The organism is Flavobacterium pedocola (assembly GCF_053764385.1).
On the sequence record NZ_JBSNCR010000002.1, the window covers coordinates 566,131 to 582,114 of the forward strand.

Below are 15,984 nucleotides of genomic sequence, written 5' to 3' on the forward strand. Positions count from 1 at the left end.
AGTGAGCAAATTTAAGCATTTGTTTTCTAAAAATTCTTACCTATTTAAAACTTAAAAGCAAAGTGCAAAAGATGCAAAATTAAAATTCGCTAAATAATCAACAAAACGATAACAATATGTTATATATTTTTTTACATTTGGGAAATTTTTTATCAACTATGAAAAAGTCTGCCCTACTTTTTGCATTATTCATAACACTCTTCAGCATGGCACAGCATCATGACGAAGATTACCATCACATGGTGGAAGCGGAGATGAAAGCTGCCTCTTCCAAAATGAATTTCCGTGCAAATCCAAACACACAAAACTACAACGTAACCTACCACAAATTAGAATTTACGGTCAATCCGGCCAACTATGCCATAGCAGGTGTTGTAACCACTACTTTTACCGCATTGTCCAACATGACAACAGTAACCTTTGACTTAACCAATCAACTTACAGTCAGCAGTGTGGTTCAAGGAGCAACGAATTTAACATTTGTCCAGAACGCCAACAACGAATTAGTCATTACACTGCCTTCCACTTTAACAACCGGAAATTCCGGAACGGTTAAAATCACCTACTCCGGAGCACCGGCAACAGGCGAATCTGCCTTTACAACAGACACACACGGCGGAACACCGGTACTGTACACCTTATCCGAACCTTTCGGAGCCAGAGACTGGTGGCCTTGTAAACAGGACTTAAACGACAAAGTGGAATCCATCGATGTTTACATCACGGCACCCTCCACGTACACCAGCGTTTCAAACGGTTTGCAACAATCGGCAGTAATTAACGGCGCTAATAAAACCACACATTTTCACCACGGCTATCCAATCCCGGCTTACCTGATTGCCATAGCGGTTACGAATTATCAGATTTACAACCAGCAGGGCGGCTTAGGCACGGCACAAAGTCCCTACTTCCCTATTGTCAACTATATTTATCCGGAATCGGCTACGTCTACCCAAACCAGCTTAGCCGTAACCCCTAATATCATCAATTTATACGAAACGTTAGTTGGGCCTTACCCTTTCCGCAATGAGAAATACGGACACGCACAGTTTGGCTGGGGCGGCGGTATGGAACACACTACGGTTTCTTTTATGGGCGGCTGGTCCAGAGGTTTGATTGCCCACGAAATGGCCCATCAGTGGTTTGGCGATAAAATCACTTGCGGCACCTGGAAAGACATCTGGTTAAACGAAGGTATCACCGAATACTTATCCGGCCTGGTAGTGGAAAATTTCGACGGGGCTTCCAATTTCGTTTCCTGGAAAAACGGAAAAATCAGTAACATCACCTCTCAGGCAGGCGGTAACTTATATTTAACCGATGCTCAGGCATTGGACGTAAACCGTATTTTCAGCAGCCGATTGTCTTACGACAAAGGCTCTATGGTAACCCACATGCTTCGTTTTAAACTAGGCGATGCGAATTTCTTTCAGGCTTTACGCAATTACCTGAACGATCCGGCATTGTCTTACGGTTACGCAGTAACACCGCAGTTTCAAAACCATCTGGAAGCCGTTTCCGGCATGGATTTAGACGAGTTCTTTAACGATTGGATATACATGCAGGGCTACCCAACTTACACCGTTACAGCAAGCAATGTTGCGCCGGGACAGGTTTCTATTCGATTAACACAGTCATCGTCGCATGTTTCGGTACCGTTTTTCGAAATGCCGGTGCCGGTTCGGTTATTAGGCGCCGGAGGATTAACGCACGATGTGGTACTGAACAATACCGTAAACAACGAATTGTTCACTGTGGCTGCGCCATTCACCGTTACAGGCGTGCAGTTCGACCCTAACAAACACCTCATTTCAAAAAACAGTACGGCTACGTTAGGCAATACTTCTTTCACCCTTGAAGAAGCCGTGAAACTGTATCCGAATCCTGCCAATGAAAGAATCAACATTCAATTGCCTTCGAACGTGATTTTTGAAAAAGCGGAAATCTATAATGCTTTAGGCCAGCTAATCACGGTGCAGCACCAAACCGAAATCAATATTGAAAAACTTTCCAATGGCGTTCACTTTGTAAAAATCAGCACTTCGGAAGGTACAATTCACAAAAATTTTATAAAAAAATAGGCAATACTCAATAAGATGGCAAAAAGTAAGGCGAAAACCTTACTTTTGTCGTTTAAAATAAAAGCATAAACAAAAATGATTCAAGTAGGACAAATCCTTTTCATATTATCGGTATTGGTAATTCTTCACGAATTCGGTCACTATATCACTGCAAAATGGTTTAAGGTACGTGTCGAGAAATTCTACCTTTTCATGGATGCCGGATTCTCCCTTTTAAAGAAAAAAATCGGGGAAACCGAATGGGGCATCGGCTGGCTTCCCATTGGCGGCTACGTGAAACTTTCCGGAATGATCGACGAAAGCATGGATACCGAACAAATGAAAAACGAACCGCAACCGTGGGAATTTCGTTCCAAACCGGCCTGGCAACGTTTAATCATCATGTTGGGAGGAATCATTGTCAATGTATTATTGGCCTGGGTTATTTACACTGTAGTTTACATGACATACGGCCAGAAATACATCTCTACCGAGAAAATCCAGGAAAAAGGATTGGCCTTCGGAGCAGTTGGCCATAAAGTAGGCTTTGAAAACGGCGATAAAATTTTAGCTGTAGACGGTGTATACCAGCCGCGTTTCAACCGCATGGTACTGAATGTTTTATTAGGCGACAAAGTGGAAATTGAGCGCAACGGTGCCAAACAGACTATTGTACTGACCGACGAAAACAAGGCCGAAATCATCAGCAAAGAAGGAAAAGAATTTGTCGGCGCCCGAAACCTTCTGAAAGACATCGTTATTGACAGTGTGGTAAGTTCCAAAAAAGAACCGTTTCCGTTAAAAGCAGGCGATTACCTTGTCGGGGTGAACCAAAAAAAATCCACCTATCTTGATGAGATTTCCCAGGAAATGCGTCAAAACAAAGGAAAAGACGTACAACTGGACATCCTTCGCAACGGACAACCGCTTACCGTCACGTTAAAAGCCGATAAGAAAGGGGAAACAGGTTTCGACGAAAAAACATATATAGCCCCGGTTCATCTACTGAACCAATCGACTATAAAAGTAGTTGCACCGGACTCCGAAGCAGAGAACATCAAGCTGCAGGAAAACGATAAGATTGTAGGATTCAACAACCAAACCTTTACCTATTTCCACGAATTTAAAGCGGGTATTAAAAAGGAAGCCGGGAAAAAGATTTCCCTTAACATCGTCCGCAACGAACAACCGTTAACGCTGCAGGCCACTATTGGCAAGAACGGCAAGCTGGGTATCGCAATGAAATCCGCTTCGACACCTGATTACGAAATCGTAAACAAAATGAGCTTCGGGAATGCGGTTACGGCTGCTGTCGAAGAATCATGGCAACTGATTATTTACAATGTAAAACAATTCAAACTTATTTTACGTCCTAAAACCGAAGCGTACAAACACGTAAAAAGCCCAATCGGTATCGCTCGTGCCTTACCGGAACACTGGGACTGGGAATTCATCTGGAATTTCACTGCTTTGTTCTCCATCGGATTGGCGTTCATGAACCTTTTACCGATACCGGGACTGGACGGCGGTCACGCTTTATTTACCATTGCTGAAATGATTACCGGCAAAACTTTAAGTGAAAAAGCTATGGGACATGTTCAAACCGGCGGTATGATTATCTTGCTGAGTCTAATGGCATTAACCTTCGGGAAAGATATTTTCGAACTTATTTCCGATAAATTTTTCTAAAAAAAACGTAATTTTTTATTTGCGGATATAAAAATTCAATTATATTTGCACTCGCTAAAAAGATATTAATCTTCCTCCTTAGCTCAGTTGGTTAGAGCATCTGACTGTTAATCAGAGGGTCCTTGGTTCGAGCCCAAGAGGGGGAGCAACTTTTTAGCAAACATATTAACCTTTTAAGGTGATTCCTCCTTAGCTCAGTTGGTTAGAGCATCTGACTGTTAATCAGAGGGTCCTTGGTTCGAGCCCAAGAGGGGGAGCAAAAAAGGCTTCGCAGTAATGCGAAGCCTTTTTCTTTTATAACCAATCTTCAACAACCCATTCCCGCTAACCTACTTTACTATTGTCTTTCGGTTTTGCCATAATCGGAGGATTTCCCTTCGTTTCCACAGGTTTCTTAATTTCGGGCGGTGTTGATGTTAAATGACCGTTTTCATCCACGTATACAAGCATGCTTTCAAACCCTTTCCCTTTATTGTTATTTACTTTTCGGTCTTCCTTTTTCTGGTCTTTGGATTTCTTCTTTAATATTTTCTTCTTTTTGTTTTCTTTTTTTGAAAAAGAATCTGCCATAAGTCTGCTATTTTAAATTTATCAATAATTTGTACTGTTTATCATAGCCTTATCAACTAATTGACATAATTGCCAATGGGTTTCGACAAGACTTTCAACAGCTATAATCCCGCATTAAATGCAGGAAACGGAAAGAGTTACCCCTATTAACTTTTCAATACTTTTAAGATCTGCTTTTTCTTCTCTGCTGCAAAAAGAAACAGCTGTACCGCTTTTACCGCCGCGGCCTGTTCGTCCAATCCTGTGCACATAGGTCTCGGGAATGTCCGGAAGGTCATAATTCACCACATGAGGCAAATCGTCTATATCAACACCTCTTGCCGCAATATCCGTAGCCACCAGCACACGTAAAGCATTTTGTTTAAAATCTTCCAACGCTTTCTGACGGGCATTCTGGGATTTATTACCATGGATAGCCGCTGCCAAAATCCCCAGGCTGTTAAGCTTTTTCACTAACTGATTTGCCCCTCTCTTGGTGCGGGTAAAAACCAACGATCTCAAAATTCCGGAATCATTCAGCAGGGAGGAAAGCAATTGTTCCTTCTCGTTCTTTTCCACAAAATATACCGACTGGGTAACGGCTTGTGAAGCTGAAGACACCGGATCAACACTAACGCAAACCGGATATTTCAGCAGGCTGTCTGCAAGTTGTTGTATGGATTTTGGCATAGTAGCTGAAAAAAGAAGTGTTTGTCTTTTAACTGGAAGACAGGCCACAACCTTCTTCACATCATGCACAAAGCCCATATCCAGCATTCGGTCGGCTTCATCCAGCACAAAAATTTCCAAATGGGAAAGATTGATCAGCTTTTGGCTCATCAAATCCAGTAAGCGTCCAGGGGTCGCCACGAGTATATCGGCACCAGCCTTCAGGGCTTTTACCTGATGGAACTGTGACACCCCGCCGAAAATTGTCGCACATCTTAAATTAAGGTGACTTCCATAACAGGCAAAATTAGCCCCTACCTGAATTGCCAACTCCCTTGTTGGTGTCAGTACCAATACTCTTATAGCTTTGGGCTGTCCCGCTTGTCGAAGTGCCAATTGCTGCAAAACAGGCAAAGCAAAAGCAGCTGTTTTTCCTGTTCCTGTTTGTGCGCATCCCAACACATCCTTACCCTGCAAAATCAATGGAATAACCTGCTCTTGTATAGGTGTGGGGGAAAAATAGTGTTCCCGCTCAAGCACCTTGAGTATGGGAGGTATTATAGTTAAGTTTTCAAATGTCATAATGTAAAATTTAGTAGCTGTTGACCAGCTTTTTAATGTCAAAATTCATTTCTTAAGTTTTGACGTTTTGTTAAAAGCACTAATTCATGCTTAATGGTTCGATTTTGGGTGATTGTAAAAGGCAGTGAAATACCAAAGGTCTTTGGAGAATCAATCAGAACAGCACACCGGACTATACATCCTGCAAGTCAGAAAATCGGCCGTGATTATTTTTGTCGGAGTACCTCCTTTAGTATACAACACTAAATAAATCAGGGAATTGAATTGCTGAAGTTATGACATCTCATACTCCCGCAAAAGTTCATGATGTAAATTTGTTTAAATTAATAAAACGGCAACTGAAACGCCAAACTGAAGAGAAAAAGACAACAAATTTACAGATCAGAACAAGCACTGGCAGAAAACCAATAGGCGACAAAGCTAGACATAATATATTTAAGAAAGCCTTTTTTGAGGACAAAACTTCAAAAAAATAATAATTTCAACTATAAAAACTCGTTGAAAATCAGATAGTTCAAAAATAAAACAACAAAAAAGCACCAGTTCTGCTGATGCTTTTCTCTTATCGCACAATCCTTAAAAATTAAAACCTGGAGAGTACCAACCTAAGTTCTTCTTTTGTCAGGCATAATATTTTTCGGACTTTCTCGAGCATTTCTACTTTTTTCCCTTCTAAAAAAAACAAATCTGTTTCACTCAAAGCGGAATACCTTTCCAATAATTTCTCCTTTTGCTCTCCCCAGTTTTCATTCTGGGATTCCGAAGTGTCGTTTAAATTTTTTAAACTATAAGCTGTTGTGTTGTCTTTACACTCAACAGCCATTTTCTTGCAAAAGTTCATTTGAAAAACCAACTCCTCTAAATAATGAATCAGGTCAACATCCTCAACTTCATGTCCATTGTAAACTTTCAAAGAAAAAGGTGTTTCACTCAAATGCTCATAAAGCGCAGGAAAGTTTTCGTGGATTTTCTCCGTTAAGGAAAATATCTTTTCAGACAATATACTGTGTAATGTTTTCATTTTATACCTACTTCATGTTACAAAAAAGCATTGACGCTAAACAATACCGCCAATTTCAAAAAACCAATCTATTACGTCTTATGCAGAAGTCTAAAAATTCCGATACAATCAAAAACTAAAATTACAGCCATTGGAACCAGCAATAAGTGTATAAGGGAACTCATATTGCCCATAAAGAAACTAATCCCCCATAAAATCATAAGTAGTATTGCAATACTGTTATAAAAAATTTTCATGATGTTTATTGTTAAGTTATACTGCGTAATATCCAAATATTGGAAAAATCCCAACATTTCCGTCTATACCATCAAAAAACTGTCAGCTAAACACTATGAAGAGGTGATTATCAATTGAAGTAATGGAGCTCACAAACTGCTCCTTTATAAAGGTACGGCTATTCCAGCTAGAAACAACACAAAACACGGTTTAATTTACTGCATCAATAAATCCCTTTTTAAAACGCCCAAAGGGGCCGAAATTATTCAAAAACAAACACTGCCATTTATTACATCTTCAATCGTAACAAAAGTTGCACTACATTTTCCTGAATTTAGTACTTTTAACATCATGAACAAAAATTTAAAACACTGGCACTTTATGCGCTTTTTCCGGCTGGCTTTGGCCATTTTTTCAGCCTGGCAGGCATGGGAAACTGACCAATGGGTATTTTACCTGTTCGCAATATTCTTTTTGGTTCAGGCCGTGTTTAATTTCGGCTGCAACAACAGAGGCTGCAACCTTCCCAATCAAAAACAATAACCTATGAGTACTTTTTCTGAAATCGTAAACAAAGAACATCCGGTGCTGGTTGATTTTTTCGCTACCTGGTGCGGGCCCTGTCAGACCATGAGTCCCATACTGAAACAGGTCAAAGACGAATTGGGTGACCAGGCAACCATCATTAAAATAGACATCGACAAAAACCCGGCCATTGCAGCGCAGTTCCAGGTCCGCAGTGTTCCGACTCTGTTGCTGTTCAAAAACGGAAAACAGGTCTGGCGCCAATCCGGATTGCTTTCCAAAAACGACCTCATTTCCCTCATTCGCCAACACGGCCAATAATCGAAACCCAAACTTAGTAAACTATAACACAAAGCCGTACTTACTCCATAGTAAAGCCATGCTAAAGCCATGCCAAAGCCTTACATAGTCCGTGTAAAGCCTAACAATTAAACCCTACAAAATCGAAGTGTTTTTCACACGAATACCTTAACTTTACGTTTCACAACACTACAGGTATGCAAACCAAGATAAATACTGCTCAGGAAGCCTTCGGATACTGGAAAGCCACTCCGCTGACACAACGGATTGCCTATATCAGGGAACTTAAACAGGTGCTTCATCAAAACCGGGAGCACTACGCAGCCATCATCACCCGGGAAATGGGCAAACCCATTACCCAATCCCTGGCCGAAGTGGACAAATGCGGCCTCTTATGTGAGTATTATGCTGAAAACGCAGCCCGTTTACTGCAGCCAAAAACCATTACAACAGAAACCCTCCAAAGCTTTATCTCCTATGAGCCTTTAGGGGTTTTATTAGGGGTCATGCCCTGGAATTTCCCGTTTTGGCAAGTATTCCGTTTTGCGATTCCTTCCCTACTGGCGGGTAATGTCGTGATGGTCAAACACGCGAGCAATGTTCCGCAATCGGCCGAAAGTATTGAAGCTTTGTTTTTGGAAAGCGATTTTCCCATAGGCGTTTACCAGAACCTTCATCTTTCCAGCGATAAAGTAGCCGAAGTGATTGCGCATCCGGAAATCAAAGCCGTTTCGCTCACCGGAAGTGAAGCCGCAGGAAGTGCTGTTGCCGCACAGGCCGGAAAACACCTGAAGAAATCCCTGCTGGAACTAGGCGGAAGCAATGCCTTTATTGTTTGCCAAGATGCCGATTTGGACAAAGCCGTAGCCGTAGCCGTCAACGCGCGCATGCAGAATGCCGGACAAAGCTGTATTGCTGCCAAACGCTTTTTGATCCAGCAGCCCATATTCGAAGTTTTTACAGAAAAATACAAAACAGCCGTGAGCCAACTGAAAACCGGCGACCCCATGAATCCTGAAACCCAAATTGGCGCGCTGGCCCGTATCGATTTAGCGGAAGACCTTGAAAAACAAGTCTCCAAATCCATAGCAATGGGTGCCAAAGTACTTTTAGGAGGAAAAAGAGACAAGGCTTTTTATGCCCCGACGATACTGACCAACATCACGCCCGACATGCCAGTTTTCAAAGAAGAAACCTTTGGGCCCGTTGCTGCTTTGCTTTCTTTTGACACCATAGAAGAAGCCATCGCCATTAGCAATCAGTCGGAATTTGGCTTAGGTGTTTCGGTTTTTACCCAAGACATCGAATCGCTTAAAAAACACATCCCGGACTTTAACGAAGGCGCCGTTTTCATCAACGAAATGGTCAAATCCGATCCGAGGTTACCCTTTGGCGGCATCAAAAAATCAGGCTACGGAAGAGAACTGTCCGAAGAAGGCATTAAGGAATTCGTCAACATCAAAACTGTCGTAATTAACAAATAACACACCCTCACTCATGAAAAAACTGTTTTTAGTACTTACCGTTCTCACTTTGTCTGCATATACCGGCAAAGCTCAAACATCACCTGAAAAAAAAGCCATTATTACACTTTTGGACGACTGGCATAAAGCCGCCGCAGAGGCCAACTTCAAAAACTATTTCGGGGCCATGTCCGACGAGTCCATTTTTATCGGGACCGATGCCACGGAAAATTGGGACAAAAAAGCGTTTCAGGATTTTGCCAAGCCTTATTTTGACCGAGGCCGCGCGTGGAACTTCAAAGCCTTGGAACGTCATGTCTATTTCAGCAAAGACGGCAAAACAGCCTGGTTCGATGAATTACTGGACACCCAAATGAAAATCTGCCGCGGTTCAGGGGTATTGGTAAAAGAAAACAAAGTCTGGAAAATAAAACATTACGTCCTATCGATGACCGTTCCAAACGACAATGTTGACGAAGTCATAAAAATCAAAGCCCCGATTGAAGACGCTTTCATAACGAAACTGAAAAAATAACACCCAACACAACCTGTTCCATCCGAACAGGTTTTTTTTATAACTTTTTCCGGCTTTCTAAAACCAGGCTTTTCTTTTTCTCGTAAATACTTCTAACAACCATTTAAACGAAAGCTTATGAAAGTCAGCAAAACCCTGAAATGGACAATCAGCGGTATTTTAGGAACCTTTACACTGCTGTTTCTTGTTTTAGTTGTTCACCTAGCAACTGTGAAACCGGCGGAATACGACAATGCCACTTTACAGATAAGCCGAATCGACTTTAAAGAACCTATTGATCCGCTCAAAGCCAAAGAAATACACCGACACCTGAAAACAATTACCGGTGTAAAAAACGACAGAATCAATACGCAAACCGGTGTATTGGTGTATTTCCATGATAACCGCATCGTGAACTCGGAAAGCGTTTTCCGTCAACTTATGGCAAAGGGAAATTACAGAGCCGAGCGTTACATCGTTTTCCAGGAAACCGCCAACAGAAAGGTATGCCCGGTAATGAACACCAACAGTTTCCGCTACAAATTCTCAAGAGGAGTCCAACGCATCTTTAAGTAATCTATAATTCAAAATACTATGAAAACGTTTTCTAAACTTGTAATTCTTGCACTCTGTTGTGGAGCTTTGGTCTTCATTACTTCCTGCAATGACAATGATGACAATGCAACCATGCAAAAAAGTCTCTACCAAAAATTAGGCGGTTCTACCATGGTAGCAGACCCAAACAACCCGGGAGCAATGATAGAAAAAGGCCGCTTGGCATATCGTTCCGTGGTAGACAGCACCATTACCCTGATTGTAGCCGATATTGTGGCCGGTTCCGAAGGAAATTTCAGCGCTCATTTTGCACCTTTGGTAGGCGAAGTTTCAGGGGGAAATACTACCAATGTTGCGGTGCTGAGCAAAAACCTGACCGATTTCTTCTCCGCCAATACTGGTGGTGGTGCTACCAATACCTATACCGGTCTGAGCATGTCAGCAGCCCACAACCCTGCCATGAATCCCAGAATGGGAACGGTGGCAACCAATACCAATTACAATAAGTTTATTGGTTATGTTGGTGCTGCAGCAGGATTAAACGGCGTAACCGATCCGGAAATAATTAATGAGGTGGTTGCGGTTCTGGAATCACTCCGAACCCAAATTGTGCAACCCTAAATTGTGTTTAGCTTAAAAAAGAAAGCTACCCTTTGGGTAGCTTTTCTGTTATTTTTTTGAAAGGTTTTCAAGCATTACGGAAGTCATTCGTTCCATATCGTAATCGTTGTTCCAACCCCAGTCGTTTCGTGCCACGGTATCGTCTATGCTTGCCGGCCAGGAATCCGCGATGGCCTGACGGAAATCAGGAGCGTAATCGATGGTGAAGTCCGGGATATGCTGACGGATGGATTCCGCAATTTCTTTCGGTGTAAAACTGATAGCCGATAAATTATAGGAAGAACGCACCTTAATCTGTTCCTCCGGCGCCTGCATGATGCTGATGGTCGCTTTAATGGCATCATCCATATACATCATCGGCAAGGCCGTATTTTCAGAAAGGAAACAGGTATATTTTTTATCGGATAAAGCTTTGTAATAAATATCCACAGCATAATCTGTAGTTCCGCCTCCCGGTGGCGTTGTCCAGGAAATAAGTCCCGGATAACGGATGCTTCGCACATCCACCCCGTATTGCTTGTGGTAGTATTCACACCAACGCTCGCCGGATTGTTTAGAAATCCCGTAAACCGTAGAAGGTTCCATCACGGTGTATTGTGGCGTATTGTCTCTAGGGGTAGTCGGTCCGAAAACGGCGATACTGGAAGGCCAGAAAATTTTCTTGATTTTTCCCGCTTTGGCCAGATTCAAGACGTGAAACAAGGAATTCATGTTCAGATCCCAGGCAAAGGCAGGGTTTTTCTCCGCAGTGGCTGACAATAAAGCTGCCATAAGGTACACATCGGTAATCTCATATTTTTCGATCAGATTCTCGATCTGGTTATAATCAAGGGCATTGACTACTTCAAAAATTCCGTTCTGTACTACTTCGTTTTCCAGTTTTCGGATGTCGGAAGCAATTACGTTTTCCGTTCCGTAAGTAGCCCTAAGTTTGGCCGTCAGTTCGGTACCAATTTGTCCGCAGGCGCCGATGATTAATATTTTCGTGCTCATTTGTGTTAGTTTGTTGCTTACAAAAATACTCTTTTTACGAAAAACTGCCTTTCTATTTTCTTTCAAAATTACCGATTCACAAAAAACGCTATTTTAGTTAACATATTCCTATCAAAAAAAGCAGATTCCCAGAACATTTGTACATTTGCTTTCCTAAAGCCGAATCATGAAAAAAATAGTTACCGTTTTATTGCTGTTAAGCACTGTTTTCTTTTCCTGCAACGACAAGGAAGACCGCATGGCCGACAGCGAACGAGCTTCAAAACATAACGATTCCGTTTTTACGGTAATCAGCCGAAACTGGAAATTCAATACGGCTCCCGTAAACCCTAAAGTTCAGGCGCACATCCACCGCTGGAATGAATGGCGCGTTTTCAATCAGGAGTTGCATCAGCAGCCGAAAAGCTCACTAAACGCTTTCCGTATTAAATCCAAAAATTTAAGCACCCGGGTAGACTCGTTGACCAACAACATCCCGGGACTTTTTGACAAACCCGCAGTAAGAGCAAGGATTTCAACGCTGCAGACGAAAATAAAATCCCTGGAAACCTACATGAACCTGCAATTCATCCAAACCAATAAGGTATTGCAGCTTTTACCGGAGATTTCTTTCGAAGTAACCTCGATCCAGAACCAGATGAGTGAAATCATCATAAAAAGCGAAATCCCAAAAGAAGAAGGCGAAATGATCATGCTTCAGGCTTTAGACACCGCCCGACATGCCCGTCGTGAAGTTCAGGAACCAAAACCGTAAAACGTTGAAAACCGAAATCCAACATAAGTACCATCAATCGGCAAAAGTGGCCCAAATTGCCGAACAACTTCAAAAACGCGAAACCAAAATCCAGGTAAAAGGCCTGATCGGTTCGTCGTTGTCGTATGTCACGGAAGCCCTTTTCACCAAAACCGATTTACCGTATTTATTGATTTTTCAGGACAAGGAAGAAGCGGCGTACTACCTGAACGATCTGGAAAATCTGATTAACGATCAGGATGTCTTGTTTTATCCCGGTTCTTACCGTCGTCCTTATCAGATCGAAGAAACCGACAATGCCAATGTTTTGCTGCGTGCCGAAGTGTTGAACCGCATCAACTCGCGCAAGAAACCGGCTATCATTGTCACCTATCCCGATGCGCTTTTTGAAAAAGTCGTTACCCGAAAAGAGTTAGATAAAAACACCCTGAAAGTAGCCGTTGCCGATTCCATTTCGATTGATTTTATCAACGAGGTTCTGTTCGAATACAACTTCAAACGCGTGGATTTTGTTTCCGAACCGGGCGAATTTTCCGTGCGTGGAGGAATCATAGACGTGTTCTCTTTTTCAAATGACAACCCGTACCGTATCGAGTTTTTCGGGAACGAAGTGGATTCCATCCGGACCTTCGATGTGGAAACCCAGCTTTCTTTGGAAAAACAGAAGAAAATCAGCATCATTCCCAATGTGGAAAACAAATTCCTGAAAGAAAACCGCGAAAGCTTTTTGGATTACATCAGCCCGCAGACGGTTGTATTCCTTCAGAATACCGATTTATTACTCACGCAGCTTGACAAATTGTTCGGCAAAGCGACCGAAGCTTTTGAAAAACTGTCGAAAGACATACAGCATGCTTCACCGGAAGCGATGTTTGTGAACCAGCAGTCGTTTGTAAAAAAAGCACTGGATTTCACCTTGGTGGAATTGGCTTCCAAAGCAGTTTTCCGCACTGAAAAAGCTTTTGAATTCCACATCCAGCCGCAGCCTTCGTTCAACAAACAATTTGATTTGCTTTTAAACAACCTGAACGACAACCATTTTAACGGCATCAAAAACTATTTGTTCTGTGCCAATGAGGGTCAGGCGAAACGTTTTCACGACATTTTTGAAAGTCTGGACGAAGCGAATCATGAGAATATCCGCAAACAATACCATACCATCGTTTTCCCTTTATTTCAAGGTTTTATCGATGAAGAATTACAACTGGCCTGTTATACCGACCACCAGATCTTTGAGCGTTATCACAAGTTCAACCTGAAAAACGGCTATTCCAAAAAACAGACCATTACCCTGAAGGAACTGAACACCCTTTCCGTTGGCGATTATGTGACGCATATCGATCACGGGATTGGGAAATTCGGCGGATTGCAGAAAATCCAGGTGGAAGGCAAAACGCAGGAAGCCATCAAATTGGTCTATGCCGACAATGACATCGTTTATGTAAGCATTCATTCCCTGCACAAAATTTCCAAGTACAACGGGAAGGACGGCGCACCTCCGAAAATATACAAATTAGGCTCCAACGCCTGGAAAGCCTTAAAACAGAAAACCAAAGCAAGGGTTAAACACATTGCCTTCAACCTGATTCAATTGTACGCGAAACGCCGTTTGGACAAAGGGTATTCCTTCGCACCGGACAGTTATTTACAAGCGGAATTGGAATCGTCTTTCATCTACGAAGACACGCCCGACCAGTTAAAAGCCACGCAGGAAGTCAAAGCCGACATGGAAAATGACCGCCCAATGGACCGCCTGGTGTGTGGTGACGTAGGTTTCGGAAAAACAGAAGTGGCCATCCGTGCCGCGTTTAAAGCCGTGGACAATGGTAAGCAGGTAGCCGTTTTGGTACCGACGACGATTTTGGCGTTTCAGCATTACAAAACCTTCCGCGAACGTTTGAAAGACATGCCGGTGAATGTGAGTTATGTCAACCGATTCAGAACGACAAAACAGAAAAACGAAATCCTTCAGAATCTGGAATCGGGAAAACTGGACATCATCATCGGAACGCATCAGTTGGTGAATAAAAATGTGGTATTTAAAGATTTAGGCCTGCTGATCGTAGACGAAGAGCAAAAATTCGGCGTAAACGTAAAAGACAAACTGAAAACCATCGCACATAACGTAGATACGCTAACCTTGACGGCCACCCCGATTCCGAGAACGTTACAGTTTTCGCTGATGGCGGCCCGAGATTTATCGGTCATAACCACACCGCCGCCTAACCGCTATCCGATTGATACGCAAGTGGTCGGTTTTAACGAAGAAGTGATCCGTGATGCGATTTCCTATGAGATTGAAAGGGGCGGACAGGTGTATTTCATCAACAACCGAATTGAAAACATCAAGGAAATAGCAGGAATGATCCAGCGTTTGGTGCCCGGTGCCAAAGTAGGCGTAGGACATGGCCAGATGGACGGTAAAAAACTCGAGGAACTCATGCTCGCCTTCATGGACGGGGATTTCGACGTTTTGGTCGCTACAACGATTATCGAAAGCGGTTTGGATGTCCCGAATGCCAATACGATTTTCATCAACAATGCCAATAATTTCGGTTTGTCCGATTTGCATCAGATGCGCGGGCGTGTGGGCCGAAGCAATAAAAAAGCGTTCTGTTATTTCATCTGTCCACCGTATTCGGCGATGACCGACGAAGCACGAAAACGTATTCAGGCATTGGAACAATTCAGCGAATTGGGCAGCGGATTCAACATCGCCATGAAAGATCTGGAAATCCGTGGCGCCGGCGATTTGCTGGGCGGGGAACAGAGTGGTTTCATTAATGAAATCGGATTTGAAACCTACCAGAAAATCATGAACGAAGCTCTTGATGAGCTGAAAGAAAACGAATTCAAGGATTTATACCCGGAAGACAACGACATCGAAACCAAAGAATACGTAAAGGATTTACAGATCGATACCGATTTCGAACTTTTGTTCCCGGACGAATACATCAACAACATCTCGGAACGACTCAACCTGTACAACGAACTGAGTTTAATCAAAAGCGAAGAAGCCTTAACGCAATACGAACAAAAACTGATCGACCGTTTCGGGGCCTTGCCAAAACAAGCCGTGGCGTTATTGAACAGCATTCGCATCAAATGGAAAGCGACGCACATCGGTATAGAAAAATTAGTTTTGAAACAAGGCAAAATGGTAGGGTATTTTGTTTCCGACCAACAATCCGCCTACTACCAGTCGGCTAAATTTATGAAAGTATTGCAATTTGTCCAGCAAAACGGCAACCTCTGTAAAATGAAAGAGAAGGAAACCAAGAACGGTTTGCGATTGCTGCTAACTTTTGAAAATGTAAAATCGATTAAACGCGCACTGGAATTAATAGAAATGATGTAAAAAAAACAAAACCTCCAATCAGAACGAATGGAGGTTTTTTTTGAATAATAACACACGGCTTACCTAAAAGCGCTTTTGTCACTGCAAAAATGCTGTTTAAGACGCGAAACGATGT

15 protein-coding genes and 2 tRNA genes are annotated in these 15,984 nt (G+C 42.6%); 12 read left to right on the forward strand and 5 right to left on the reverse strand.

Annotated elements, in window-relative coordinates; all coding sequences use genetic code 11:
• Positions 1–158 precede the first annotated feature (158 nt).
• The 4 genes from ACWPKD_RS06590 (at position 159) to ACWPKD_RS06605 (ending at position 4,006) form a co-directional block, all read left to right on the forward strand.
• Positions 159–2,081: a M1 family aminopeptidase gene (locus ACWPKD_RS06590; protein ID WP_455411873.1), complete on the forward strand. Its 1,923-nt coding sequence runs from the start codon at positions 159–161 to the stop codon at positions 2,079–2,081.
• A gap of 75 nt (positions 2,082–2,156) precedes the next feature.
• A complete protein-coding gene (locus tag ACWPKD_RS06595; RefSeq protein WP_455411874.1) occupies positions 2,157–3,749 on the forward strand; it encodes a site-2 protease family protein in 1,593 nt (530 codons plus the stop codon).
• Positions 3,750–3,821: 72 nt separating this feature from the next.
• A tRNA-Asn gene (locus tag ACWPKD_RS06600) sits at positions 3,822–3,895 on the forward strand.
• 37 nt (positions 3,896–3,932) lie between these two features.
• Positions 3,933–4,006: transfer RNA gene (locus tag ACWPKD_RS06605), tRNA-Asn, on the forward strand.
• 67 nt (positions 4,007–4,073) lie between these two features.
• On the opposite strand, the gene ACWPKD_RS06610 is transcribed toward ACWPKD_RS06605, so the two are convergent.
• The 4 genes from ACWPKD_RS06610 to ACWPKD_RS06625 form a co-directional block, all read right to left on the reverse strand.
• Positions 4,074–4,319, reverse strand: a complete 246-nt coding sequence (locus tag ACWPKD_RS06610) for a hypothetical protein (RefSeq protein WP_455411875.1) — start codon at positions 4,317–4,319, stop codon at positions 4,074–4,076.
• Between the two features lie 114 nt (positions 4,320–4,433).
• Complete coding sequence (locus tag ACWPKD_RS06615) at positions 4,434–5,549, reverse strand: DEAD/DEAH box helicase (RefSeq protein WP_455411876.1); 1,116 nt, start codon at positions 5,547–5,549, stop codon at positions 4,434–4,436.
• A 583-nt stretch (positions 5,550–6,132) separates the two neighbouring features.
• Positions 6,133–6,570, reverse strand: coding sequence for a hypothetical protein (locus ACWPKD_RS06620; RefSeq protein ID WP_455411877.1), 438 nt, complete (start codon positions 6,568–6,570; stop codon positions 6,133–6,135).
• A gap of 71 nt (positions 6,571–6,641) precedes the next feature.
• Entirely contained in the window at positions 6,642–6,863 is a 222-nt protein-coding gene (locus ACWPKD_RS06625) for a lmo0937 family membrane protein (RefSeq protein WP_455411878.1), read from the reverse strand.
• 274 nt (positions 6,864–7,137) lie between these two features.
• Between ACWPKD_RS06625 and ACWPKD_RS06630 the strand changes: the two genes are divergently transcribed.
• The 6 genes from ACWPKD_RS06630 to ACWPKD_RS06655 all read left to right on the forward strand — a co-directional run bounded on the left by ACWPKD_RS06630 (position 7,138) and on the right by ACWPKD_RS06655 (position 10,764).
• On the forward strand, positions 7,138–7,329 hold the full coding sequence (locus tag ACWPKD_RS06630; protein WP_455411879.1) for a hypothetical protein: 192 nt from the start codon (positions 7,138–7,140) through the stop codon (positions 7,327–7,329).
• Between the two features lie 3 nt (positions 7,330–7,332).
• Positions 7,333–7,632, forward strand: a complete 300-nt coding sequence (gene trxA / locus ACWPKD_RS06635) for a thioredoxin (RefSeq protein ID WP_455411880.1) — start codon at positions 7,333–7,335, stop codon at positions 7,630–7,632.
• Positions 7,633–7,808: 176 nt separating this feature from the next.
• Positions 7,809–9,095, forward strand: coding sequence for an NAD-dependent succinate-semialdehyde dehydrogenase (locus ACWPKD_RS06640; RefSeq protein WP_455411881.1), 1,287 nt, complete (start codon positions 7,809–7,811; stop codon positions 9,093–9,095).
• A gap of 13 nt (positions 9,096–9,108) precedes the next feature.
• On the forward strand, positions 9,109–9,609 hold the full coding sequence (locus ACWPKD_RS06645) for a nuclear transport factor 2 family protein (RefSeq protein ID WP_455411882.1): 501 nt from the start codon (positions 9,109–9,111) through the stop codon (positions 9,607–9,609).
• Between the two features lie 117 nt (positions 9,610–9,726).
• Positions 9,727–10,164: a hypothetical protein gene (locus ACWPKD_RS06650; RefSeq protein WP_455411883.1), complete on the forward strand. Its 438-nt coding sequence runs from the start codon at positions 9,727–9,729 to the stop codon at positions 10,162–10,164.
• Between the two features lie 18 nt (positions 10,165–10,182).
• On the forward strand, positions 10,183–10,764 hold the full coding sequence (locus ACWPKD_RS06655) for a hypothetical protein (protein ID WP_455411884.1): 582 nt from the start codon (positions 10,183–10,185) through the stop codon (positions 10,762–10,764).
• A gap of 48 nt (positions 10,765–10,812) precedes the next feature.
• Here ACWPKD_RS06655 and ACWPKD_RS06660 read toward each other — a convergent pair whose 3' ends face one another.
• Positions 10,813–11,757, reverse strand: coding sequence for an L-threonine 3-dehydrogenase (locus ACWPKD_RS06660; RefSeq protein ID WP_455411885.1), 945 nt, complete (start codon positions 11,755–11,757; stop codon positions 10,813–10,815).
• Positions 11,758–11,923: 166 nt separating this feature from the next.
• Between ACWPKD_RS06660 and ACWPKD_RS06665 the strand changes: the two genes are divergently transcribed.
• Together ACWPKD_RS06665 and mfd are read left to right on the forward strand one after the other, a co-directional pair.
• Positions 11,924–12,511: a hypothetical protein gene (locus ACWPKD_RS06665; protein ID WP_455411886.1), complete on the forward strand. Its 588-nt coding sequence runs from the start codon at positions 11,924–11,926 to the stop codon at positions 12,509–12,511.
• Positions 12,512–12,557: 46 nt separating this feature from the next.
• Entirely contained in the window at positions 12,558–15,869 is a 3,312-nt protein-coding gene (mfd, locus tag ACWPKD_RS06670; RefSeq protein ID WP_455411968.1) for a transcription-repair coupling factor, read from the forward strand.
• The last annotated feature ends 115 nt before the right edge of the window (positions 15,870–15,984 follow it).